The 19,901-nt window shown below is 57.5% G+C and carries 18 protein-coding genes; 14 read left to right on the top strand and 4 right to left on the bottom strand.

Annotated elements, in window-relative coordinates:
* Position 1 precedes the first annotated feature (1 nt).
* Both glmS and LDZ28_RS12920 read left to right on the top strand, forming a co-directional pair.
* Positions 2-1,819 carry a glutamine--fructose-6-phosphate transaminase (isomerizing) gene (glmS, locus tag LDZ28_RS12925; protein ID WP_244826497.1) on the top strand — a complete coding sequence of 606 codons (1,818 nt, stop codon included), beginning with the start codon at positions 2-4 and terminating at the stop codon, positions 1,817-1,819.
* A gap of 271 nt (positions 1,820-2,090) precedes the next feature.
* Positions 2,091-3,032 (top strand): HipA domain-containing protein, encoded by a 942-nt coding sequence (locus LDZ28_RS12920; protein WP_370652044.1) that lies wholly within the window; start codon positions 2,091-2,093, stop codon positions 3,030-3,032.
* A gap of 96 nt (positions 3,033-3,128) precedes the next feature.
* Here the strand turns inward: LDZ28_RS12920 and LDZ28_RS12915 are convergent, their stop codons facing one another.
* Entirely contained in the window at positions 3,129-3,833 is a 705-nt protein-coding gene (locus LDZ28_RS12915) for a FadR/GntR family transcriptional regulator (RefSeq protein ID WP_244826495.1), read from the bottom strand.
* A gap of 331 nt (positions 3,834-4,164) precedes the next feature.
* On the opposite strand from LDZ28_RS12915, the gene garL reads away from it, so the two are divergent.
* From garL to LDZ28_RS12855, 12 genes are all read left to right on the top strand, one after another.
* A complete protein-coding gene (gene garL / locus LDZ28_RS12910; protein ID WP_244826494.1) occupies positions 4,165-4,950 on the top strand; it encodes a 2-dehydro-3-deoxyglucarate aldolase in 786 nt (261 codons plus the stop codon).
* A 70-nt stretch (positions 4,951-5,020) separates the two neighbouring features.
* Complete coding sequence (locus tag LDZ28_RS12905) at positions 5,021-5,914, top strand: 2-hydroxy-3-oxopropionate reductase (protein ID WP_244826493.1); 894 nt, start codon at positions 5,021-5,023, stop codon at positions 5,912-5,914.
* A gap of 486 nt (positions 5,915-6,400) precedes the next feature.
* Positions 6,401-7,750: a glucarate dehydratase gene (gudD, locus tag LDZ28_RS12900; protein ID WP_244826492.1), complete on the top strand. Its 1,350-nt coding sequence runs from the start codon at positions 6,401-6,403 to the stop codon at positions 7,748-7,750.
* A gap of 333 nt (positions 7,751-8,083) precedes the next feature.
* Entirely contained in the window at positions 8,084-9,079 is a 996-nt protein-coding gene (locus LDZ28_RS12895) for a LysR substrate-binding domain-containing protein (protein WP_244826491.1), read from the top strand.
* A gap of 105 nt (positions 9,080-9,184) precedes the next feature.
* A complete protein-coding gene (locus tag LDZ28_RS12890; protein WP_244826490.1) occupies positions 9,185-10,180 on the top strand; it encodes a transporter substrate-binding domain-containing protein in 996 nt (331 codons plus the stop codon).
* An 89-nt stretch (positions 10,181-10,269) separates the two neighbouring features.
* Positions 10,270-10,764: a cobalamin-dependent protein gene (locus LDZ28_RS12885; protein ID WP_244826489.1), complete on the top strand. Its 495-nt coding sequence runs from the start codon at positions 10,270-10,272 to the stop codon at positions 10,762-10,764.
* A 26-nt stretch (positions 10,765-10,790) separates the two neighbouring features.
* Positions 10,791-11,855 (top strand): aspartate-semialdehyde dehydrogenase, encoded by a 1,065-nt coding sequence (locus LDZ28_RS12880; protein WP_244826488.1) that lies wholly within the window; start codon positions 10,791-10,793, stop codon positions 11,853-11,855.
* Between the two features lie 23 nt (positions 11,856-11,878).
* The gene (locus tag LDZ28_RS12875; protein WP_244826487.1) at positions 11,879-13,063 is read left to right on the top strand and encodes a hypothetical protein; all 1,185 of its coding nucleotides are present in this window, start codon (positions 11,879-11,881) and stop codon (positions 13,061-13,063) included.
* A complete protein-coding gene (locus LDZ28_RS12870) occupies positions 13,056-14,450 on the top strand; it encodes a hypothetical protein (protein WP_244826486.1) in 1,395 nt (464 codons plus the stop codon). Before LDZ28_RS12875 ends, LDZ28_RS12870 begins: the two co-directional genes overlap by 8 nt.
* A 35-nt stretch (positions 14,451-14,485) precedes the next feature.
* The gene (locus LDZ28_RS12865; protein WP_244826485.1) at positions 14,486-15,478 is read left to right on the top strand and encodes a TauD/TfdA family dioxygenase; all 993 of its coding nucleotides are present in this window, start codon (positions 14,486-14,488) and stop codon (positions 15,476-15,478) included.
* 66 nt (positions 15,479-15,544) lie between these two features.
* Positions 15,545-16,816 (top strand): acetyl-CoA carboxylase biotin carboxylase subunit family protein, encoded by a 1,272-nt coding sequence (locus LDZ28_RS12860; RefSeq protein ID WP_244826484.1) that lies wholly within the window; start codon positions 15,545-15,547, stop codon positions 16,814-16,816.
* The gene (locus tag LDZ28_RS12855) at positions 16,722-18,143 is read left to right on the top strand and encodes an MFS transporter (RefSeq protein WP_244826483.1); all 1,422 of its coding nucleotides are present in this window, start codon (positions 16,722-16,724) and stop codon (positions 18,141-18,143) included. Before LDZ28_RS12860 ends, LDZ28_RS12855 begins: the two co-directional genes overlap by 95 nt.
* A gap of 86 nt (positions 18,144-18,229) precedes the next feature.
* On the opposite strand, the gene LDZ28_RS12850 is transcribed toward LDZ28_RS12855, so the two are convergent.
* The 3 genes from LDZ28_RS12850 to LDZ28_RS12840 all read right to left on the bottom strand — a co-directional run bounded on the left by LDZ28_RS12850 (position 18,230) and on the right by LDZ28_RS12840 (position 19,754).
* The gene (locus tag LDZ28_RS12850; protein ID WP_244826482.1) at positions 18,230-19,048 is read right to left on the bottom strand and encodes a DUF72 domain-containing protein; all 819 of its coding nucleotides are present in this window, start codon (positions 19,046-19,048) and stop codon (positions 18,230-18,232) included.
* Positions 19,049-19,084: 36 nt separating this feature from the next.
* The gene (locus tag LDZ28_RS12845; protein WP_244826481.1) at positions 19,085-19,351 is read right to left on the bottom strand and encodes a cupin domain-containing protein; all 267 of its coding nucleotides are present in this window, start codon (positions 19,349-19,351) and stop codon (positions 19,085-19,087) included.
* A 106-nt stretch (positions 19,352-19,457) separates the two neighbouring features.
* Entirely contained in the window at positions 19,458-19,754 is a 297-nt protein-coding gene (locus LDZ28_RS12840) for a hypothetical protein (RefSeq protein ID WP_244826480.1), read from the bottom strand.
* Positions 19,755-19,901: the final 147 nt, after the last annotated feature.

Below are 19,901 nucleotides of genomic sequence, written 5' to 3'. Positions count from 1 at the left end.
CATGTGTGGAATTGTCGGCGCGGTTGCGCAACGTAATATCGTCCCGGTGCTCGTCGAAGGCCTGCGACGCCTCGAATATCGCGGCTACGACTCGTGCGGCGTCGCCGTATTGAGCAACGGCGAGCCGCGCCGCGCGCGCAGCGTCGCCCGCGTGGCCGATCTCGACGAACAGGTGAAGCAATCGGGACTCGCCGGCATGACGGCCATTGCGCACACGCGCTGGGCTACGCATGGCGCGCCCGTCACCGACAACGCACACCCCATCTTTTCGCGCGATACCGTGGCGCTCGTGCATAACGGCATCATCGAGAACTACGAGGCGTTGCGCGAGATGCTGCGCGGCAAGGGCTACGAGTTCGTATCGCAGACGGATACCGAAGTCATCGCGCATCTGATTCACAGCATGTATCGCGGTGATCTGTTCCAGACCGTGCGCGAAGCCGTCGCGCAATTGCATGGCGCGTATGCCATCGCGGTCATTCATAAGGATCAGCCGCATACGGTGGTGGGCGCGCGGCAGGGTTCGCCGCTCGTCGTCGGTCTGGGCGATGGCGAGAATTTCCTCGCGTCCGATGCGCTCGCCATTGCGGGCAGCACGGACCGTTTCTCGTTCCTCGAAGAAGGCGATGTCGTCGAACTTTCGCTCGATGGCGTGAAGATTTTCGATCGGGCGGGTCTGCCCGCGAAGCGCGAAGTGCGCGTGGTGACGGCGTACGGCGGCGCCGTGGAGCTTGGGCCGTATCGCCATTTCATGCAAAAGGAAATCTTCGAGCAGCCGCGCGCTATCACCGACACGATTCCGCAAGCCGATCACTTCGACCCGGAGCTATTCGGCGCGACGGCCGGCGAGGTGTTCGCGGAAATCGACAGCGTGCTCATTCTGGCGTGCGGCACGAGTTCGTACGCGGGTTTGACGGCGAAGTACTGGCTTGAATCGATCGCGAAGATTCCGACGCAGGTCGAGATTGCGAGCGAGTATCGGTATCGGGAGTCGGTGCCGAATCCGAAAGCGTTGGTCGTGGTGGTATCCCAATCGGGCGAAACCGCCGACACGCTCGCCGCGCTCAAGCATGCGCAATCGCTCGGCCACAAGCACACGCTCGCGGTCTGCAACGTTGCGACGAGCGCGATGGTGCGACAGACCGAGTTCGCGTTCCTGACGCATGCGGGCACGGAGATTGGCGTGGCGTCGACGAAGGCGTTCACGACGCAGCTCGTCGGCTTGTTCGTGCTGGCGGTGACGCTCGGTAAGCTGCGCGGTTTCGTCGATGCAAAGCAGGAAGCGGCTTATCTCGGTCAGTTGCGTCACTTGCCGGCGGCGTTGAATAGCGTGCTGGCGCTGGAGCCGCAGATCATCGCGTGGTCGGAGGAATTCGCGCGCAAGGAGAATGCGCTTTTCCTCGGGCGCGGGCTGCATTATCCGATCGCGCTGGAAGGCGCGTTGAAGCTCAAGGAGATTTCGTATATCCACGCGGAGGCTTACCCGGCGGGCGAACTGAAGCACGGGCCGCTCGCGCTGGTGACCGAGGCGATGCCGGTCGTGACCGTCGCGCCGAACGATACGCTGCTTGAAAAGCTCAAGTCGAACATGCAGGAAGTGCGGGCGCGCGGCGGTGAGCTTTATGTGTTCGCGGATGCGGATACGCGCATCGTCAGCGAGGCGGGCATTCATGTCATCCGCATGCCCGAGCATTACGGCGCGCTCTCGCCGATTTTGCATGTGGTGCCGCTGCAATTGCTGTCGTATCACACCGCTTGTGCGCGTGGGACGGATGTGGATAAGCCGCGGAACTTGGCGAAGTCGGTGACGGTGGAGTGAAGTTGGGTTGGTGCTGTCGCGGGTTTTGTAAAGCGCCCCTTCGGGGGCGTTTTTGTTGGATGGGCATATCCTGAAACAAGTGGCACCCTTTTCTAAGCGGTAAAACAACGCCGGTAAGCGTCAATCTTTGCATTTATCCGGCAAAAAAATGCGCTTTAACTTAGCAAGCTCAGCTGAGATTTCAGAGGAATTAGGCCAGCGCCTGCGCGCTCATCGCCTTGCAAAATCTCCAACAGGGAAGACGTGGCAAGCCGCGCCGGCATAACGACGCGTGCACTGCGCGATATCGAACGCGGCGGACAAGGGTCGCTCGATTCTTTTATCCGCGTCGCAATGGCATGTTGGGCCTTGCCGACAATCTGGATCTCCCTTTCGAACTCAAGCCGCGCTCCGATCACAAGGAAGTCTGCGCGGTCGAGGCCATGTACGGCGCCATTGCAACTGCGTGCGAGCTACGAATGCCCGTCACGGCTTATTTCGATCTCGGCGATTCCATGGCCGCCTTTGGTATCGAACGATTCGATCGCGCGAGCGGCATGCGCGTCCCATGCATACGGCAGCCGGCGTGGCGCACGCCGACTTTCGCGTCCCTCAGATGCACTACGTCACGCTCTTGAGACTCACGCTGTTCATGACGCGCGATGCACGCGAAGTACTTCAGGCCTTCGAGCGATGCGTGTTCGACGTCGTCTTCGACAATCGCGACGATCACGCCAAGAACTTATTCTTCGTGATGGACGCGGATGGCCGCTGGCAGTTTCCACCCGCGTACGACCTCACGTTTAATTCAGGTCCGGGCGGCGAGCATCAAATGGATGTCTGTGGAGAGGCAAGGGCCGTGACGCGCGAGCATCTCATGAAGCTCGCCAGCAAGACCGGCATCGCGCCACGTGTCGCTGCGCCCTCCATCGATCGAATCGCGGCCATCGCATCGGACTTCAAACGCTACGCCGACCACCTGCCGATAACCGTCGAAACCCTCGACGCCATGACCAAGAGGATCTCGACCAACCAGGTGCGCGTGGCCTCACGCCTGTGGACAACCCTGTCAACAGCTCGACTGTTCGTCTGTTGGCGGTTTCTGGATAACTTCGCGTTAACCCGCAAACACCGAAAGTTGTCCCAGCTTCCGTCCGCAAACGCGCTCGCCATACCGGACTTGTTAAAGCGCCAACTCGTTGATCGGAAAAGCACGACGGTACTTATCCACTGAAACGCCTCGTGCTTGTTAACTATTACTACGTATACATACGAATCCTTTTGTTAACTTAGACAGACGAGGCGCGCTGCTCAAAACCCGTGCGATGTTTCAGACCGCAGCCGACGCATGCACGTCTTTCAACCGCTCACGGCTGTTACTAAGATGCAGGCGCATCGCGGCGCGTGCGTCGTCGCTGTCCTGACGCACGATCGCCCGATAAATCGCCTTGTGTTCATTCAGAACATTGCGCAGGCGTTCGATCTGATCCAGCTCTGCCAACTCCGCCCGGCCAAGCCGCGTGCGCGGACTTACGCCTCGGCCCATCTGGCTCAGGACGTCGTAGAAATATCGGTTGCCGCTTGCCCGCGCAATTTGCAGATGAAACTCGACGTCGTGTTCGAGAACATCGGTGCTGCCGCTCGTCAGTTGATCCTCGAAGTTTCTGAGCGTCGCGGCAATCTGCTTCAGATGCTGCTCCGTACGGCGTGCCGCGGCGAGCGCGGCGGCCGCGCCTTCCAGGTCGATGCGAAACTCGATGATCGCCATGATGTCCAGCAGGTTCGACAACTCGACGCCCGGTAAGCGAACGGTCTCGCGCCCGGACGGCGCCAGAATGAAAGTGCCGACGCCATGCCGCGTCTCGACGACATTCGCCGCCTGCAACCGCGACACCGCTTCGCGCACCACCGACCGGCTCACCGACAGTTGCTTCATCAACGCGGCTTCGGTCGGAATTCGGTCGCCAGGTCGCAGAACGCCGCGCTCGATGTCCTCGAACAACGTGGTGACAACTTTATCGGTCAAACTCGCCATGTTCTTTCGATGTTGGGAAGAATGGTGTGGTCGGACATCCTGTCCGCGCCGTGGGCAGCCTGTAACTTGGATGTCAGACAACGCATCATGTCGTCACGCCGTTCGTTCGTCAATTCGGCGATTCCAGCGCTCGCAGCGCTTAACAAATAGGATGTCATATAACTTGTCGCGCTTAACGATACCGCTTTAAACGTCGCCGGAAAAAGGATTAAGGGTTAACTCCGCTGTCTAATGTGGATGAAAACACAGTACCCTGTGTTAAGACGTCTGATGACATTCGCAATCTCAGACACCGGCTTCTCATCGAAAGACAGTCGCTCAAGGAGACACCATGTCATCAACGGCACCTTATCAAGCTTTGCCCAATACCTTCCGGGCGGCGCTTCTCGCACGCAAGAAAGTGATTGGATGCTGGACGTCGCTTGCCAGTCCTATCGTCGCGGAATTGCTCGGCGTTGTCGGCTTCGACTGGATTCTGCTCGACGCCGAGCACGCGCCCAACGATTCCATCACGCTGATTCCGCAGCATATGGCGCTGAAAGACAGCGTCAGTGCGCCCGTGGTGCGGCCACCGGCCAACGACGCCGTCGCCATCAAGCGCTTGCTCGACGCGGGCTTCGTCAACTTTCTCGTTCCGTTCGTCGATAGCGCCGACGACGCTCGCCGCGCCGTGGCATCCACGCGCTATCCGCCGCAGGGCATTCGCGGCGTGTCGGTCGGGCATCGGGGCAACCGGTATGGCACGGTGCCCAATTACTTCGACCTGGCCAACGACAACATCGCCGTCGCGGTGCAGATCGAAAGCCGCGCGGCCGTCGAAGCCATCGACGAAATCGCGGCCGTCGACGGCGTCGATGCGCTCTTCGTCGGGCCTTCGGATCTCGCGGCATCGTACGGACATCTCGGCAATGCGAATCATCCGGACGTGCAAGCCGCCATCAAACATGTCTTCGAACGCGTGCACGCGGCTGGCAAGTCGAGCGGCATTCTCGCGCCAGTGCAGCAGGAAGCCGAGCGCTATCTCGCGCTGGACTGCACGATGGTCGCGGTCTGCGCCGACCTGGGGCTGCTCCGGAACGCCGCGCAGGGCGTGAAGAAGCACTTCATCCAGGAGTAAGCTGCGCGGGTGGCAAGACCCGCGGCTGACTTCGAGAATCGAATCTGAAAACCGACCAAGGAGCGACACAATGCAAAAGGCAGGCTTTATCGGACTGGGCATCATGGGCAATCCCATGGCCGCCAATCTCCTCAAGAACGGCGTCGAACTTGCGGCATTCACGCGCAGCGGCGTGCCCGCCGATCTGACCGGCGCGGGCGCCAAGGCGTGCGATAGCCCGGCGGATGTCGCCGCCCAGGCCGACATCATTTTCCTGATGGTGCCGGACACGCCCGACGTAGAGCGCGTGCTGTTCGGCGAGAACGGCGTCGCGCAGAACTTGCGCGCGGGTCAGATCGTCGTCGATATGAGCTCGATTTCGCCCATCGCCACGCGCGAGTTCGCGGCGAAGGTGCGCGAGCGCGGCGCGGATTACCTCGATGCGCCCGTTTCCGGCGGTGAAGTCGGCGCGAAGGCGGCATCGCTCACCATCATGGTCGGCGGCACGCAGGCGACCTTCGACAAGGTCAAGCCGTACTTCGACATGATGGGCAAGAACATCTCGCTGATCGGCGAAGTGGGCGCCGGGCAGGTCTGCAAGGTGGCGAATCAGGTGATCGTCGCGGCAACCATCGAAGCAGTCGGCGAAGCGCTGCTGCTGGCGTCGAAGGCCGGCGTCGATGCCGAGAAGGTTCGCACCGCGCTAATGGGCGGCTTCGCGTCGTCACGCATTCTCGAAGTGCACGGCGAGCGAATGACTAAGCGCACATTCAATCCGGGCTTCCGGATCGAATTGCATCAGAAGGACTTGAATCTGGCACTGGCGACCGCGCAGTCGCTTGGCGTGTCGCTGCCGAACACGGCGACGTGTCAGCAGTTGTTCAACTCGTGCAGCGCGCATGGCGGTAAGGCGTGGGATCACTCGGGAATGGTTCGCGCGCTGGAGATCATGGCGAATCATGAGATTGGGCAGGAAAAGAAGTAAGACGCCGGTTCAACTGTCGTCGACAAGCCGGCGTTCGCCGGCTTTTGTTTTTGGCTGGCTCGTTGGAGCTTGGCCCTTGCCGTGAGGCTCGACGCGGGCGCACTCGCTATTAGTTGTCGGACGTCTTAATTGGCCTTTGCCCATTCGAACTGCTAGAAGGATCGAGCGCTGTAGAGGGCTTGTACGAAAGGACTTAAGCGCGACAGGGTAAACGCCGAATTGGTGTTCATGACGACTCGCGATACCATGTCATCTGACAACATATAACGGTATCGGCGTGCTTTTGCATGTCACATAACGCGCGCGAACCGCTGATCGTATATTGCGCGGAACGACGACGAAGACGCGCTACGTCACTTTCATGGATACCGGCGTTGCGGCGCGCGAGACATCGTCTTGGTTCTCCGCGTGCCATCGGTGCCGCGACTCAATGTGCTCTCGCGCGAAAACAAGCGCAGCGCAAACCAACCCAACGAAGCCCCGACCATGTCCACTCAAGCACCTCAAGCGAACGCCACACCCAAAGTCACCGACCTGCGCGTCGTACCGGTCGCGGGCCGTGACAGCATGCTCATGAACCTGAGTGGCGCGCACGGGCCGTTCTTCACGCGCAACATCGTGATCCTCACCGATAGCGCGGGCAATCAGGGCGTCGGCGAAGTGCCGGGCGGCGAGAGCATCCGCAAGACGATCGACGATGCGCGCGCGCTCGTCGTCGGGCAATCCATCGGCAACATGCAGGCGGTGCTGAACCGCGTGCGCACGCAATTCGCGGATCGCGACGCGGGCGGCCGCGGCCTGCAGACGTTCGACTTGCGTACGACCATCCACGCCGTCACCGCGCTCGAAGCGGCGCTGCTCGATTTGCTCGGTCAGCATCTGGGCGTGCCGGTCGCGGCGTTGCTCGGCGAAGGGCAGCAGCGCGACGAAGTGGAGATGCTCGGCTATCTGTTCTATGTCGGCGATCGCAACAAGACGGACCTGCCGTACGCGAGCGGCGCGGATGGCCGCGACGACTGGGAACGCCTGCGCACCGAAGAAGCGATGACACCGGAAGCGGTCGTCCGTCTGGCCGAGGCCGCGAAGGCGCGCTACGGCTTCAACGATTTCAAGTTGAAGGGCGGCGTGCTATCCGGCGACGAAGAGATGCAGGCGACGACCGCGCTCGCGGAACGCTTCCCGGAAGCGCGCGTGACGCTCGATCCGAACGGCGCGTGGTCGCTTGCCGAAGCCATCCGCCTGTGTCGCGACAAGCGCGACGTTCTGGCCTACGCCGAAGATCCGTGCGGCGCGGAAAACGGTTACTCGGGCCGCGAAGTGATGGCCGAATTCCGCCGCGCGACTGGCCTGCCGACGGCCACCAACATGATCGCGACCGACTGGCGGCAGATGGGCCACGCAATCCAGTTGCAATCCGTCGATATTCCGCTTGCCGATCCGCACTTCTGGACCATGCAAGGCTCGGTGCGCGTCGCGCAGATGTGCAACGACTGGGGTCTTACGTGGGGATCGCATTCGAACAACCACTTCGATGTATCGCTCGCGATGTTCACGCATGTGGCCGCCGCCGCGCCGGGCAAGATCACGGCGATCGATACGCACTGGATCTGGCAGGATGGCCAGCGTCTGACGCGAGATCCGCTGCAAATCGTGGGCGGCAAGGTGAAGGTGCCGGAGCAGCCGGGTTTAGGCGTAGAACTCGATATGGATGAAGTGGAGAAGGCGCACGCGCTGTATCTGCAACACGGACTCGGCGCGCGCGATGATGGCGTCGCCATGCAGTATCTGATTCCGAACTGGAAGTTCGATAACAAGAGGCCTTGCATGGTGCGATGAGCGGGCAGTGATCTAAGGGACTGCGGCGAAAATGCTTCGTTTGGGGGCGGGGCATTTTTGTCGCGAGGGAAGGAGCAATCAGTAGTAGAACCTTGCGTCGATGACTGTCTGGCACTAGTGGCGCAACCCGCTTTGAAAAACCAAGCATTTGTTGGCGCACATTTATTTGAATTAGGAAATTTCTAGTGTCAGAACACCTAAGGCGTGGTTAAAGTCGTTTGACTAGGGGGTCAAATAAAAAATTTTGTTGGATGGCAGCCTTTTTGCGCCGTTCCTTAATGAACGGAGACTCTGACCCCGGCGTACTGAACCTTCCACGCTTGAGGCATTATCTTGGCGACAAAAAGCGCAGACGCGCCACTCAATGTAGAAGCGTTCGAACCACAGGCGCACGGCGAATTGCGGAAGATCCGCCGACGGTTGCCGCCGCTAAATGCGGTAAAAGTATTTGAATCTGTTGCTCGCTTGGGTTCATTAACGCAGGCCGCTCACGAACTCAACGTTACGCCATCGGCAATAAGTCAACAAATAAGAACATTGGAAGACTATATCGGCCGTAGGCTATTTCTTCAGCGCAAGCATCAGCTTATTCCAACCGACATTAGTAAAAGTGCCATTGCCGACATTTCCAATGCGCTTGACCTCATCTCGCGTGCGTTTCGGCCAACGGAACAGCAGTCTTCGCGCATAGCGATCAGCGCGCTCCCTGCGTTTGCCAGCCGATGGCTCAATCCCAGGTTGCCTGCTTTCTTCAAGGAAAATTCAGAAATCGAGCTATACGTCGACGGTTCCCCACGGCTCGTCGATTTCTCGAATGAATCATTCGACATGGCCTTTCGATTTGGCTCTGGACGTTACGAGCCACTAAGCGCCGACCTTCTTTTCAAAGAACGTTTTCAGGCCGTCTGCGCCCCTTCGCTCAAAGACGAAATAGAAACAAAAATTGCGGAGGGCAGCTTCGATGAAGTCTGCTTTATTCTCGATGTCGGTATGCGGTCAGGGGAGCAAGTGACGTGGAATGACTGGTTCGCAAAGCGAAGTATTGCGCCAAGACCGCCGGAGCGAAAAATGATTTGTACCGACGCGAACACCTCGATTGAAGCTGCGGTCAGTGGCTGCGGACTTTTGCTCGGACGCCATGTGTTGATTGGTGGCCTGCTGGATCAAGGGCTTTTGGTCGCACTGGATGAGCCGAGTTTTGAAACCGAACTCGGCTATTTTTTGGTTTATCCATCGTTCGTTGGTTTAACGTCCATCGCTCGTACACTTCGAGATTGGGTCATGCTTCAAACGGTTCAGACTCAGCAGCGACTTGATCAGCTGGCTTAAAATAGAGATAGACAGTAATTCTAAGCATCCCAAAGAAAAACTAAGTTTCATGGGCTCATTGCCGCATCGATAATCGTTCTGGTCTAAACGGAAATCGAGGCGGGCATGCAGGACCAACCACTTGTCGAAACAGCATCCGTGCTTCGAGAAATTCGTAGGCGCGGTCACTTGTTGGCAGGCGTGAGCAAGGGAATCATCGGTCTTTCCTCTCGCGATCCGCAAACCGGACATTGGCAAGGATTCGATGTTGAACTCGCTCGCGCTATTGCGGTTGCCGTGCTTGGAGACGCCTCGGCAATCGAGTTTTTTCCAATAGCGCCGGATCAGCGTTGCGTTGCGGTGGCATCCGGACAAGTTGACGTCGGAACGTTCAACGCAAGTGCCACGTTGGGTCGTGAACTGGAGCACGGCGTGATCTTCCCGAAGGCAATGTTATACGACGGGGAAGCGCTAATGGTGAAAGCGGTGGACATGGTTGGGTTGGACGCCAGGCAGGGTGTCCGTGTGCTGGCGAATCGCATCGTTGCCGTCCAGCGCGGTGCAACCACGCAGGTCAACCTCGAACGCTATTTCGGCGCGCGCGAACTCGCGTATGTGCAGCGTTCCTACGCAACGCCAGCCGAAGCTTTACAAGCGTACGCCGAAGGCGAATGCACGTTGTACGCTCTCGACCGTATTCCCCTGACTGGCGAACGTCTCCGACTGCCGGACCCGGACGCTCATGTCATTCTGGACGATCATATATCCAAGGAAGCAATGGGCCCAGTAATTCGTTATGGAGACCCTGCGTGGCAACGGGCGATTGCGTGGATCATGCGCGTTCTCATCGAAGCCGAGGAGCTCGGAATTAACGCAGGGAATTGCGACGACCTCGCTAAAAAGGGACCGGCTCATGTTCGTGAGTTCTTGAATGCTTCCGAGGACAAATCAAAGACACTCGGGCTCCAGCCAAGGTTTGCGCTACGTATCGTTCAGCAGGTTGGAAACTACGCGGATATCTTCGCTGCGCATCTTGGACATGCATCTCCCCTAAAGCTGCCCCGGCTGAAAAACGATCTGTGGTCGCGAGGGGGTCTTCTAATCTCCCCGGAATTTCACTGACTTGAAAGATTTTTGAGGCTGCCATTCGCAACGCGGGAGAGCGCTGCCCATACGTTGCTTTTGGCTGATAAAAAGAAAAGGAGCTCAACGTGCCGTCCCTTCAAAAAACAGACACAACGTATTCCGGTAATTCGCCTTTTGCGAAGAATCGAGGAACCATCGTGCTTGGCGTTGCCGTCAGCGATCCGCACGTGGTCGCGAATCATTTGATCGCAATGTACCTACGCCGCCAAAACTTCAAGGTAATAAATCTTGGCGCCTGCACTTCCAGCGAGGAATTCATGCAGGCGGCGAGCCAAGCAGACGATTTAGTCGCAATTCTGATCGGTAGCTTGAACGGTCACGCGAGAGCCGATCTGGCCGATCTGCCCGAGTTGCGTGCTCGCTACGACGTCACCGCTCCCATCATCGTTGGCGGAAATTTGTCCGTTGGAGCAGTCAAGAGCGACCAGGTCGTTCAGGACCTTCATGCATTAGGCGTCGACATGGTGTTGAGGCATCCAAGAGAAGTCATGCATGTGCTTTCGAATCTGGCGCCAGCAGTTTTGCCGTTTCAGGTCGAGACACCCGAGTTCGTAGGTTAATTCGAATAAAAAGAGGAAACCGAATCATGCGCAAATCCATTGTCAAAGTCGCTATCGCAGGCGCCACAGGTGCCGTGGGTCAGGAATTGTTGCGCCTCATGGAGGAACGAAATATCGACGCCGAGTTAGTCGGCGTTGCCGCTTCGAGTCGGTCATCCGGAAAGGAGATTTGCTTTCGTGGCGAGGCCCGGCGCGTGGTTGATCTCGAGCATTTCGATTTTAGTGAAGTCGATATTGCCTTCTTCTCGGCCGGCTCGACCGTCAGCCGACATCACGCTCGTCGCGCCGCTGCTCAGGGCGCGCTCGTGATCGACAACACGAATGCGTTTCGCATGGATGGCGACACGCCGCTTCTCGTCCCACAAGTGAATGCGCACGTATTGGCGACCCGGCCACAGTCAAATATTATCGCCAATCCAAACTGCTCCACGATTCCTGTCGTTCGTTTGCTTGATCCCGTACACCGGATCAATCCGGTGCGAAAAGTAATCGCGGCCACTTATCAGGCTGCCTCCGGCGCCGGACTTACAGGGCTTGATGAGCTCAACGATTCCGTCAGGGAAATCCTCGACGGAGATACAGAGGAGCCAGTACACAGCCGATTCGTCGTTCCGCTTGGCTTCAACGTGGTTCCTTCCATCGATGTGCTGGAGGGGGATGGATTTACCTTGGAGGAGCGGAAGATGGTGCAGGAAACCCGCAAGATTCTGGAGGCGCCGCAGATTCATGTCAGCGCGACTTGTGTGCGCGTTCCGGTGCGGAACTGTCACAGTGCTGCGAACTATGTCGAATGTAGCCATGCGGTAGATACAGAGCAATTGAAAATGCTCTGGCGTGCCGCGCCCGAGATTCGGGTATATGACGGTGCGAACGCGACCGATGTACCGACGCCTCGAATGGTCGGTTCATCCGATTTCGTGCACGTTGGTCGAATCCGTCGAGATCCTGAGAACGCTGACGCATTCTGGTTCTGGGTGGTGTCCGACAACATTCGGATCGGTGCTGCGCTCAATGCAGTTCAAATCGCGGAGACGCTGATTGCCCAGCAGCGCTTTGACCTCCGCAATTCGCGCGGATTTGCCAACGCGTGAGGCACACGAAAGACGAGATCGGCATGAATAGAAATTATCCTCTCAGTGTGATGAAGTTCGGCGGCTCTTCATTCTCAGACCAGGCGCGCATGCACTTCGTCTGTCAGTGGCTCCGGCAGGAATTGCAACATCGAAGCCCCGCGCATCGCGTGATATTCGTGGTGAGCGCACCCACTGGACTGACGGAACAGTATCGAAGCACTTTGCTTGGGCTGAATGACAATCCGTCGGACCGTTTGATCGATGCCGGACTTCCGCTTGCGGACAGTATTGGCGCCGTCATGGTTGCCAGCGCTTTGCAGGCAGCCGGCGTGAATGCAACGGTCTCGCTTGGAAGTCAGATCGGAATACGGACCGACCTGAATTATTCACGTGCGCGCCTGACGTCGGTCGATATCCAACCCGTAGCGCGCTCCCTCGACCATCATGACGTCATTGTGATTCCGGGCGGTCAGGCGTCCGCTGAGGAGACCGGCGAAACAACATGGATGGGGAAAAACAGTTCCGACTTATCGGCCATTGCTCTCGCTGCCGCTTTCGGCTGTGAGGAGGTAGAAATATTCTCCGACGTTCCGGGTGTCTATAGTTGCGACCCGAGCACGGTCACGGATGCCCATCTGCTGCCGGCACTTTCGTACACGCAAGCAATGACGATGTCGCGTTGCGGTGCAAAAGTGCTTCATCACCGCGGTGTGGAGCACGCCGCGCAGCGTCGTGTACGCATCGTTTGCCGAGCAAATCACGATGAATTTTCTGCCGGTACTGTTATCGATTCGGATTCGCCCTTTGTACCGGCGGTAATTCCAGACACGCGCTCGCGCTGTTTCGCAGGAACAACGAACATGCGAAACAAGGGCGCCGCAGTCCTCAATCAGGCGGGCGTACCGAACCTCATGGTCGAGGACAAAGACGGCAGCGAAAAACTTGTTGTGACGTGCGGGTTTTTTGACTCGTCGCGCTTTCTGATCGATGACCACGGCCTCGACCTGCAGCCAATCGAAGGCCGACTTCTGACCGTTTGTCTCGCCGAAGGGAAGGTCCTGTACGAGCTCGTACCGCCTATACAGCTAGCCGAGCGTAGTCTGGAACAGCACGCACGATACTGCGCGAAGCCCAACTCAGGTGACGTAGCCGCTTCCATTGAGAGATCGCCGTTTAGTCGAATGCTTGCGGTGTGGGACCGTACGGAAGGAGTGCCCCATGTTTGATGAATATATTCAGCACGCCAGACAGTTTGGACATGAGGCACCGGAAACGGCTGAAGTGATCGACTATTTGCAGAGGCTGCCGAAAGAGACCGTGTATGACCGGTTGCTCGAAGCACGGCGCAGCGGTCGAATGCTGGTTCAACCACGCTGCGGTGTGGGTGGTCACGATAACATGCGCGGTCTGATCGCAGGACTGGAAGAATACGCTGCTCCCGATATCGCCACGATCACGATCGATGCCCATACCCGTCTAAAACGGTTCGATGTTGCCACCCAGCTTGCAAGAGAGCGGCCAAACGAACTAAATGGCTACCCTCTGGTCGCGCATGGATGGCGGCTTGGCAGAGAACTGAACGAAACGGTAATCGCGCCCGTGCAGATCCGTCATGGCTCGCCCGATCCCCGGCTGTTATACGAGGTCTCGCTCGCTTCGGGATTCAGCGCGTTCGAGGGCGGTGGGATCGGTTACAACATTCCGTATTGCAAGGACGTGCCGCTGCGCGACTCACTGAATTGGTGGAGCGAAGTCGATTTAAAGTGCGGCGAACTCGCGCGCCGAGGCGTGATCGTGGACCGAGAGTTTTTCGGTACTTTAACCGCCGTGTTAATGCCACCATCCATTCAGTTGGCAATCGCTTTTCTCGAGGCGATTTTGGCGCACACAGCCGGAGTACGTTGTCTTTCAATTGCTGTGTGCCAGACGGGGAACACCGTGCAAGACATCGCAATGTTGCGGGCCATACCTCGTTTGGCCGAGCTTTTATTGCCGGACTGCGTCGACGACGTTTTCCCTGTTTTTCATCAATTCATGGGTGCATTCCCTCGCGAACGGCAAGATTGTGACGCGCTGATCTTGCGTGGTGCGATGGTGGCCAAAGCAGGCGGCGCAGTAAAAACGATCAACAAGACTTACCAAGAGTCGGCTGGTGTGCCTTCTTTGGAGGCCAACGTCAGTGGAGTGCTCTTAAGTAAAGCCGCGAACAGCTGGATTCTCGATCTGGTCAATGCGCAAAAAGACAGCGTAGAAGATGAGTTGGCCTGGATACTCGCGGAAGTCTCGGCGCTGCTCTCGCCAGTTCTCGACGCAGACAATCTCATCGAATCGATATGTCGCGCATTCTCCACCGGTCAGCTTGACGTGCCCTTTAGCGCAAGTCGATACGCGCTTTCGCAGGTGGTGCCGATGCGGGCTCCAGACGGCGCAATACGCATGTTCGATTTCGGAAACTTGCCGATTCCTTCGCATTTGAAACGACGTCACCTCAAAGCCCTCGGCCATGTTCTCGAAGAGGACATCTTCTACAGACTTGAGGCCGACATTATGTGGTTCTGTCGTCATAAAAATCAGGAAGCACTCGCGGTGGAAGGAACGGACGGCGTCGCCTGATCGCACTTATTCTTTATCGAGTTGGGAGCATTGCGTTGAAAACCTATTCTTTGACAGAAACAGAACGAGCAGCGCTTAGTGATGCTTATATACATATCGAACCGCCGCACGGGAACTATTCGAAGGCTTTGGCGAGTCTTTATCGCGTGTTTGCAACGTTACCCGACGGACTCTTGTTCGAGATTTTTCAGTTTGGACGTGATCCGTCGAGTGCCGGTGTCATGCTCATTGACGGACTTCCAATAGACGACCCGTTGCCAGCAACACCAGTTCAAGGGCAAGTCGGCGTGACGCTTGCCGATAAGTCGGAGAAGTCGCTGCTTGGTTTGGCTCAGTTGATCGGAATACCGGTCGGCTATTTATCCGAGAAAGATGGCCAAGTCGTCCATCACGTCGTTCCAATGCGAGGCGGTGAATACACGCAATCGAATCGCAGCTCGAAGATCTTCCTGAACTTTCACAACGATTCAATGTATGACGAGTCGTTGATATTCAATTCGCACAATCCGGACTTTCTTCTCCTGCTTTGCTTGCGTGCGGATAAGGCCGGCACTGCGCGAACACTCTACGCCGATGCGCGCGACGTGGCATCCCGCTTGGACGCAAATACGCTTGTGATCCTTCGTCAGGCGCGCTTTCTAATGGCGGCTCCAAGCAACTACACGCTGTTGATTCACGGTGCGACAAACGGGGAAAAGGTTTGGTCGGCACCGGTTCCTATTCTTTCGGGCCCAGAGAACTTTCCAGAGATTTTTGTCGCGGCTAATGGAGTGCGGGCCATTGATATGGAATCTGAGCATGCATTGCGGACACTGCTCGATGCATGTCAACAAGTAGGCGAAAACAACGGAGTAGGTCTGCGCCCGGGCCAGGCATTGCTTATCAATAATCGGAAGGGAGTGCATGCGCGTACCGAATTCGAGGCCTCTTACGACGGTCTGGACCGATGGCTTTTACGCGCAAACATACGTAACAACCTATGGGGCATTCGCGATCGCGCCACTCGTGAGTGCCTGGTCTTCGCATGATCCTTCGGCGATGAAACGAATCGTCCCGACTCGGCCACAGCTAAATGATACACAAGGAGCATATTGATGATTGAACAGAACGAACCTTATATCCTGATTCTCGGCGGCGAATTTCCGCTCCGGGAGCGAGTCCTGGCAGGCGCACTACGCGCATCCAACGGCATGCGAGTGTTGACGTTGGCCAAGACGCGTACGTCTAACACAATCAAATTCTTCGACGGATTTATCTCCGCCGATGTGTCCGATCCCGAAGGCGTCCTCGCGGCCGTGCTCCACCATGAACGGGAGTTTGGCGCGCGTCCGGCCGCGGTGATTCCCATGAATGATTTCACGGTACGAAGTGCGCTGGAGGTTTCGCGTCACTACCAACTAAACCATAATTCCGCTGACACGGTGAACAAGTGTCGGGACAAATACCTGATGAAACAGGTGCTGGCCGAGGCGGGCTTGCCTGTGCCGCGTTTCGGCGCGTTCGCCACTCTCGACGAACTGAAGCAATTGACCAGGGATATTGGTCTGCCCGTTGTAATCAAACCGCGCGAACTTGCCGGGAGTGTAGGCGTCATCAAGGTAACAAGTTACGACGCCATTGAATCGGCATTCAGCCAATGTGTGGCAGATATCAAGGCCTTGAACGGCGCCTATATGACGCCGGAAGACGTATTTGTCGTGGAGGAATACATCCAGTCTGACAATGAGGTCAGCGTCGAGGTATTCAACCAGGGTGATATACATCGAGTTATTGCAGTGACCGACAAGTACCTCGGACCGGAACCCTATTTCGTCGAAACTGGACACTCGGTCCCATCTGTGCAAAGCGGCAACAAGAATTTGCGTGATGTAGCTGAACGCGCTTGCAAGGCACTTGGCATTCAATATGGCATAGCACACTTCGAAGCGCGGATCACTGAAAACGGCGATGTCCGAATCATTGAAGTCGGCGCACGTACGGGCGGCGATGCGATTATGGATCTCGTTGAACGATGCTATGGCGTCAACCCTTATCAATTGCACGTCGCATCTTATTTGGGAATGCCCGTTACGCTGTCAGACAGCCCCCGCTCACGTGGCCTCTCTGCGATTGCCTTCTTGAAAGCGCCGCAGGGAATGATCGAACGAGTGCGTATTCTCAAAGAACTGCCGGATGCAGTCGTCAATATGCAGGTCACCGCAAAGCCTCTCGACATGTCGGAGAAGCCATTGTCGTGGCGCGCCCGCGAGGGGTCTGTTGAATTCTTCTGGAATGCCAGAAAGCCTGAACACGATTTTGACGAGCATTTGCAAATTGCTCGGCAACTTTCTCGCGACATCTTCTCCATCAAGCGTTCTGAACATTGAAAAGGGTGAAGTCGGGTCTTGCTTGTCCCCGAGCCAAGACCTGAACAATTTTCTTGCTTTCGGGCAATCGCCCGGCCTTCAACGGACAATCATCGATGCCATGCAGCACGCCACTCTCCGCCTAAAGCGATTCGTCGCTGCGCGCTTCCTCAGCGCCCTTGCTGATCAATTTCTCTTGTTCGCCGTCCCGTTGACCATCTTCAAAAGCACCGGTGAGCTCAAATATTCCGGACTCGCGTTTGTCATCGAGTGGATTCCGAGAATCGTGTTTTTTCCTTTGGCCGGGTTTGTCGCAGATCGGCTCAAGCCAGGGCATTTGTTTTCCGGAATCGAATTTGGAAGAGCTTTAGTGCTGATTATTGCGCTTGCACTCATCGCATGTGGTGTAAGTACGTTCGGCGTTCTGTCCGTGATGATGGCCTTTCTCTCAATCGCCTATATTCTTTCATTCGTCGGCTCCGAGGCCATGCTTCCGCGCAATCTGGCGGCTTCAGAACTACCGAAGGCGCATTCCATGCTGCAGGCAGTCGAGCAGATTACGCAAGTGGCAGGGCCCGCGCTTGCGGCACTCATTTCGGTGTGGGATGGCTTGAATCCACTTCTCATGCTTGGCGCTGCGATGTTCGGTACAGCGTCGGTGATCCTTTTTGGTTTCAAGACGCAGCCCATGCCGGCCGATCAATCTTTTTCTCTGCGAGCATTACGCCAGTCTAATCAGCAAGCGCTGAAGGTATTAATGCAGAACAAGGTGTTGTTCCATCTTTCGGCATTGACTTGGGTCGTCAACCTCGTATACGGCGCGGCGCTGGTAGTCAGTGCGGCCGTCGTCGTAAAAGTCTTTGGATTGCCGGAAAGCCGCTTCGGCCTGCTTCAGACCGTGGCAGCCATTGCGTCGATTGGGGCATGCACGCTTGTACCGCGCATCGCGCGAAAACTCGGATTGCCTGCGCTCGGCATCAGTTCATTCTGCGCGATGATTCTGGCTGGTCTGGTACTCGCGCTATCCAACCAATATGCAGTCTATTTGGTGGGATACAGTGCGCTAATGGCTTGCGATGGCGCTTTCAGCGTCTATATCCGCACGGTGCGTAGTCAGATCATTCCAAAAGAACACCTTGGAAAAACCACGGGTGTCATTGGCTTGATGAACATGTGCTCCATCCCGCTTAGTGCAGCGCTAGTTACCGTGCTTTCGGCACATTTCTCGCCGTCTGGAATCTTCGGCGTAATCTTCGCCGTCGCTGCGACATTGGGACTTGCATTGATCCTTATCGGCCGAACGGCATTTGGTTACAACACCCTGCTACCGCCTGTGAAAGTGAACTGACATAAATCCGGTGACGGCTCTTTACCTACGAAGCGACAAAGACACCGTCACCGGTCGCTACCCGCGAAACGTTCGCCTCAGTCGAATTACGTCGTCCCATTGATTCGTTCGGTCAGTGCGATTGCCGCAGCGGGATTGCGCTCCTTATAACCACTGATGACGTAAAGAAACACATCCCGTGAACCGACCTTCGCACCCGCGCTTGTCGATGCCCTCGCCATATCCTCAGGCACGCCACCCGCCGCCCATTCTTTCGCGCGGCTCGCCCAGCCATCGAGCGCGGCCTTCGAGTAACCTTGCTTCTGCTTCTCTGTCGTTCCCATGATGCGTGCATAGACGAATGGTGCGGTCGTATCCGCGATTTGCGGATACTTCGAGTCTCCCGCGACGACAATCGCCACGCGATGCTTTCGCGCCAGCGCCACGAATGCCGGATCGCTGAAACTCTCGTGTCGCACTTCGACGGCATGACGAATTGCGCGGCCTTCCACTTTCGCGGGCAGCAGCTTGAGGAAAGCGCCGAAGTCATCGGCATCGAACTTCTTGGTCGCTGCGAATTGCCAGTTGATCGGGCCGAGCTTGTTCTGTAGTTCCAACACGCCGCTCTTGAAGAAACGCTCGATGGTTTCGCCCGCATCGGCGAGTACCCGGCGATTGGTCGCGTAACGCGGCGCCTTCAGCGAGAACACGAAGTCGTCCGGGGCTTCATCGCGCCATTTGGCGAAGGTCTCGGGCTTTTGCGAGCCATAGAACGTGCCGTTCACCTCGATGGTCGTGAGCGCGCGGCTCGCGTATTCGAGCTCCTGCTTCTGCGCGAGTCCCTTCGGATAGAACGTGCCGCGCCAGGGCTCGAACGTCCATCCGCCAATACCGACGCGAATCCGCGCCGTCTTTCGCGTGGCCATATGTCGTCCTCGATGTCGTGTGTTCGCCGATGCGGCTTACTTGCGCCCGACCAGATAGGTCACGCCTTGCGGTCCGTAGCGTTCTTCATGCTCGAGATTCGCGGACAGCTGGAAGATCTCGCCGACGTGATACAGCCGCTCGTCATCGCCAACGCGGATGGTGATCTCGCCTTCGACGATTAGCGCCTTGGCTTCGAAGGGATGCGCGTGAATATCCATTGCGCCGTTCGGCTCGCGCGTGACGGTCACGACTTCTTGAAAGCCCTCCTCGGGAAGAAGGGCGAGGAATTCGTCTCGGTGCATGGCGATCGTTCCAAAGGGAAAAGGAAAGGGCGCCCGCATACGAGAATGCGAGCGCACGGGATCATGCACCGGATGCTAGCGCAACTTTCAGGCCGCGCTTGCTGCTTCAGTTGCCGAAGAATATGTCGCAGGGCGGGCCGCGCACGCACGGCTTGGAAATGCCCGCGTTGGTTCCGGTCGTGCCGATTGCGCCAGTGGCGCCACGAGAGGCGGGCGCGCCGCCATACGACATATCGCCCGTTTGGCCTTGCGTGCTGCCTTGCATCGCCGGTTGCGACGAGGTATCCGCCGTGGTTTGTCCCGGCACCTGCGCCGTGCGGTAATACGTTTCCTGCGCCGAGGCGCTGCCAACAGCCACCAGTAGCGAGGCGGCAAGCGCCGTCGCGACGAGACGTGTTTTCATATCGACTCCTTGAATGAGATGCACGAACCGACAATGGCCGGGTCGCGCTATTCGTTGTAGCGAACCGTCGTTCGCACACGACGTGCCACGGTGCGTTCTACTCGATGGCAGTGCGCGAAGAGGCGTCAGGGCCGGTTCCGGTCGGCT

The sequence above is a fragment of the Caballeronia sp. TF1N1 genome (genome assembly GCF_022878925.1).
GTDB lineage: Bacteria > Pseudomonadota > Gammaproteobacteria > Burkholderiales > Burkholderiaceae > Caballeronia.
Note: the sequence above shows the minus strand (reverse complement) of the source record. Positions and strands in the feature narration are given on the sequence as shown.